The following is a 4,672-nucleotide window of genomic DNA, read 5'->3' as shown; positions in this document are numbered from 1 at the left end:
CTGATAAACTTCTTCCCTGGTCAGAAGAAGTGCATCAAAAGCTTGGTATGTAAAACCATTCCCATTGACACAGTCTAGTGTGCCTGGAAATGCTTTTTATCATAGGTACGGATTATCGAGCGCTTACGATAAACAAGACACCTCAGATGTCTGTTTCCTTTCTTGGATATAGCCAGGTGGGTCCCATCCTTCTCACCTGACTGATTGATTTTCGGATTCAGCCCTGCATATGCTACGATGCCTCGCGCGTTCCTGAACCGGGTGACATCGCCGATTTCCGCGATGATCCGTGCCGCAATGTTCCTGCCAATTCCAGGAATACTGAGCAGAATCGCAAAGGAAGGAAGCTTACTGGCATCTTCGATCAGTTCCTCAAGGTATGTATTGCAGAGCTCCATCTGCTCTATGAGTTCATTGATCATCTGAGGAAACTGCTGTACTTCCACACTGTCCGCATCCACGCCGGAATAACATTCCTCTGCACACTGATACATCTTGTGAACGATATTTTCAGTGAAGCCTTTCTTATGACCTGCGGGCTTCTGGATCGCTTTCACAATGGTTTCCTCCCCGTGCCTGAGAAGTAATGATGGATGCGGATATTTCTTCAGCACTTCCATCGGAACCGAATCGTAAAGGCTTGCATGCCCTTTGAAGCACTTATCCATGCGCGGATAGATCACATCCAGCATTGCCCGGAACGTGCATTTCCGCTGCCGCAGGATCTTCAATTCGCTCTCATACATGCGATTCTTTGCCCGCAGACGTGCATACGTATCCGATTCATTCTGGTGGCACTGCAGATGTTCTTCCTGGTAATACACTTTGGCGATATGGGCACAATCCGCATTGTCTGTCTTATTGCCATGAAGGTTCGTCTTCCGATAAGCTGCAGACAGCAGTGGCGGAACGACAATGTAAGGATTTCCTATATCATCAAGATACTTCTGGAGACAGCGATGGTAGACGCCGGTCGCCTCGAATACTACCGGGACTGTATCAGCTTCGCTCTTCTCCTTCACCATCTCAATGGTTTCAGACAATGCTTCAAAGCCATCTTTCGTATCGTTCAGAACTTTCGGCTTCCGCAGGGAATGGCCTGCTGTCAGCCACGGCTGATAGTGGCAGTTGCCTTTTGAGACATCTACCGTGATAATTGGTCCGTCCATAAAAGAGCCTCCTCTGGCATAAATGTCTGCGGTAAAGCTTCCCAGAACCTTTGCGACAGCTGATTTTTCTGGATTAGATACGGCATGCCTGAATACTTCCGGCTGCACATTTTGATTAAGCTGGCTATATCACAAAAGGGAAGCAGGACGTTTTATTTGACTGGCTTATCGTTCGATAGCTTAAAAAAGGACGCGTCCTTACTTTTACCCAGACCTTTCCGGTATATGCCTATACGCAGGAAAGGCCAGGAATACACCCAGGTAATCCTGACCTTTCCATTGTAGATTCATATGCTCATGACAGCTCAATCAGGACTGGATTCTTCCTGATTTCATAATAGAAAAAAGTGCTTCTTACGCAAGAAGGCAGTCTGTTCCGTCAGACAGCAGAAGATATCATAAATCTATATTCGAAAGCCAGAGCAGACAGGACTGTACAGGGTGAACTCGAGGGTGATCTTTATATCATGACCGGTGAGATTGAGTCATTTGACCTGGTTGCACAGAAAATCAGAGAATTTCATGAACTGCATCCGAAAGTCATGTTTCATATCCATTCCGGCAACGCGGAGGAAATCTGTGCTGCCATCGACAAAGGAACTGTCGATATCGGGTATATTGTTCAATCGGTCAGCACGATGAAATATGAAGTATTCAACCTGAGTGTTTCCGAATCGTGGGGTATTCTTGTCAGAAGTTCTCACAGGCTTGCCGCAAAAGAGTTTGTGAAAGCCGATGATCTGAAGAAAGAAAAATTGATAGTGCCTGAAAATACGAGGCTTCGCAATGATATACGTGAGTGGATCGGCCCCGGGCTTCATATTGCCGCAGCCTATACGCTGTTAAGAAACGCAATGATCCTGACGGAAGTCAGCGACTGGGTGACGGTCTGTCTTGAAACACAAAAGTATGTCACAAAGAATCTTGTTTTTGTTCCTCTGCGGCCGGAAAGATTTTCCACGGCTTCCCTGATCTGGAGACATGCGTCTGCATACCGACCTGTCATGCAGGAATTCCTGACATTTCTTGGAATACAGAATATGAATAACAAATGATTTGATATAGGTATTTTACAATTCAAATAAAGTTCTGCATACTGTATCTGTAAAGAGGTGAACAGCGATGCAGAACTTTATTTATCACATGCCTGTGAAAGTCTACTTTGAACAGGGCGGCGTCAGAAAATACTTCCCCCAGGAAATGAATCATTACGGCAGGAACATCATGATCGTCTACGGCGGCGGTTCCGTCAAAAGAAACGGTGTTCTGGATGAAGTGAAAAGCACACTCGAAGAATGCGGCAAAAAAGTCATTGAATTCGGAGGTGTCACTTCAAGCCCATCCTACGCAAAAATCCAGGAAGGCATTGCACTGTATAAAAAAGAGAAGATCGATCTGATGATTGCTCTTGGCGGCGGGTCTGTTGTTGACAGCACAAAGATCATCGCAGCCGGCGCTGAGATTGAGGAAGACATCTGGGAAGAGGAAGTTGTCAATCAGCGTATTCCGCAGAAGATGGGCAAATATGCAGTTGTTCTCACAATTTCCGGTGCCGGTGCCGAGATGGACAATCTTGGAGCCTGCACCAATGAACTGACACATGAAAAGAAAACACTCACTGGACCTTACGCAGATTTTGTCATTGAGGATCCGTCCTATCTGATGTCTGTTCCTCTGCATGTTTTCACACCCGGCGTATATGATTCTCTGAGCCACTGCATGGAAACATATTTCGGCAGGGGAACCAATGTATGGGATGAAATCAATGAGAGCCTGATGAGAAACATCATCCGCAACGGCAGGGCTTTGATGGAAAACCCGGACAGTATGGAGATCCGCTCCAATCTGATGTGGGATTCCTCCCTGATCCAGTCTTTCAGCTTTTATACCGGATGTCCGGGAGATTTCCAGGCACATGGCATAGAAAATATGCTGGCGGCATATACACACGCGACCCATGGCGTGCAGCTGGCCATCCTGCAGCCGGTCTACTATGACCATATTGTCGAAGACGGCGCTGAAGTATTCGCCCGGTTCGCAGTCAATGTCATGGGTGTTGATCACGCCGGGAAAACAGACATTGAAACGGCCAGGGAAGGAATCGCGCAGCTGCGTGAATTCATCCGCTGTCTGAAACTTCCGGAAACATTCAGTGAAGCAGGAATCGAAGTCAGTGAAGAGACTGCTTCTGCTGTCGCGGATACATGCAATGTTTCCAATACAAATGTGCGTCAGCTGACCAGGAAGGAAATCAAAGAGATTATCCTTGCCTGCAGATAGGGGAAGGAAGCACTATGATTTTCTACTTTACATCAACCGGCAACAGCCTTTATGCAGCGAAGAAGTTTGACAACGATCTTCACAGCATTCCACAGGAAATGAAAAAGGAAAAAAGAATCTACAAAGCAGAACAGATTGGGATCGTCTGTCCTCTGTTCGAATTTGATCTGCCGGTGATTGTCAGGGACTTCATAATGAATTCAGAATTTGAAACGGAGTATTTCTACATTGTCATGACATACGGCATGCACCATGGCGACTGTGCCGCACGCAATGCGGAAGTCTTTGAAAAATCAGGCAGGCATATCGATTACTTCAATACGGTCAAAATGCATGATAATGCGCTGCCGGTATTCGACATGGATGAACAGAGACGCATCAATCCAGAGAAAAAGGTGGATGAACATCTCGATGCGATCAAAGCGGATCTTCAAACGAAAAAACACTATATACAGCCTGCTTCAAAGGAAGAAACTGACTTTTATGAAGGCTATAAGGCACATGCGATTGAATACAGTCCTTCCAATGAAAATCCCCTGTACAAAGTATCAGACCAGTGCATCGGATGCGGGATCTGCACCAGAGTCTGTCCGAAAGGATGTATCCGCATAGAGGATGGAAGACCTGTATATGATTACAGCAGATGCTTCGGCTGTATGTCATGTATACATGCCTGCCCCCGCAAAGCAATCGGCTATGCGGCACTGAACGAAAAAAATCCCAATTCACGCTATCGCCATCCGGATATTCAGTTGAGCGAAATTATCAGCTCAAATCATCAGAACTGAACTTAAAAAGCTCTTCGCCTGACAATATCATTTGTCTCTTTTGCAATATTGGTCCGACTCCTCACCGAAGTGAAGACAATACTGGAATATTTTAGTTCCGGCTTCATATTAACTTTGATTTCCTCAACTGTTTTTAGCAGACACGTCATGTCAACAGCAGATTTGACCCCAGGATATAAGTGTAAAGAGATCTAAAGGGACGCATTGAAAACCAGTGAACTTTTAGCAGTTCATTGTCGTGAAAGCGTAATATCCACTGGCAGATCGACGGCTTTGGTTCAATTATCGTATCTTTAGAACGTATGGCTTTAGACAATATGTAAAAGCCCTCCATTAACTTGTGTGTTCGAGGATCATCCCGCATACTTGTTATTGGCTTAATAAGATGGGGGAAGTTGCCTCATCCAAGAAAGGAAGGCCTTTACATGATAGCAT

At 45.7% G+C, this 4,672-nt stretch carries 4 protein-coding genes; 3 read left to right on the top strand and 1 reads right to left on the bottom strand.

The window, feature by feature from the left end; translation table 11 throughout:
• Nucleotides 1-74: 74 nt before the first annotated feature.
• Nucleotides 75-1,169, bottom strand: coding sequence for an IS110 family RNA-guided transposase (locus MOZ60_RS11255; RefSeq protein ID WP_370596745.1), 1,095 nt, complete (start codon nucleotides 1,167-1,169; stop codon nucleotides 75-77).
• Between the two features lie 347 nt (nucleotides 1,170-1,516).
• Between MOZ60_RS11255 and MOZ60_RS11250 the strand changes: the two genes are divergently transcribed.
• The 3 genes from MOZ60_RS11250 (at nucleotide 1,517) to MOZ60_RS11240 (ending at nucleotide 4,237) form a co-directional block, all read left to right on the top strand.
• Complete coding sequence (locus tag MOZ60_RS11250; protein WP_370596744.1) at nucleotides 1,517-2,224, top strand: substrate-binding domain-containing protein; 708 nt, start codon at nucleotides 1,517-1,519, stop codon at nucleotides 2,222-2,224.
• A gap of 67 nt (nucleotides 2,225-2,291) precedes the next feature.
• The gene (locus MOZ60_RS11245) at nucleotides 2,292-3,449 is read left to right on the top strand and encodes an iron-containing alcohol dehydrogenase (protein ID WP_370596743.1); all 1,158 of its coding nucleotides are present in this window, start codon (nucleotides 2,292-2,294) and stop codon (nucleotides 3,447-3,449) included.
• 14 nt (nucleotides 3,450-3,463) lie between these two features.
• Nucleotides 3,464-4,237, top strand: coding sequence for an EFR1 family ferrodoxin (locus tag MOZ60_RS11240; RefSeq protein ID WP_370596742.1), 774 nt, complete (start codon nucleotides 3,464-3,466; stop codon nucleotides 4,235-4,237).
• The last annotated feature ends 435 nt before the right edge of the window (nucleotides 4,238-4,672 follow it).

The organism is Grylomicrobium aquisgranense, assembly GCF_033971865.1.
GTDB classification, from domain to species: domain Bacteria; phylum Bacillota_I; class Bacilli_A; order Erysipelotrichales; family Erysipelotrichaceae; genus Bulleidia; species Bulleidia massiliensis.
The sequence above is the reverse complement of the archived record's forward strand: the minus strand, read 5'-3'. Positions and strand labels throughout refer to the sequence as shown.

Excerpts from the sequence above, each read along its gene's own strand:
- MOZ60_RS11245 (WP_370596743.1), top strand. The coding sequence starts at position 2,292 with ATGCAGAACTTTATTTATCACATGCCTGTGAAAGTCTACTTTGAACAG.
- MOZ60_RS11255 (WP_370596745.1), bottom strand. The coding sequence starts at position 1,169 with ATGGACGGACCAATTATCACGGTAGATGTCTCAAAAGGCAACTGCCAC.
- MOZ60_RS11240 (WP_370596742.1), top strand. The coding sequence starts at position 3,464 with ATGATTTTCTACTTTACATCAACCGGCAACAGCCTTTATGCAGCGAAG.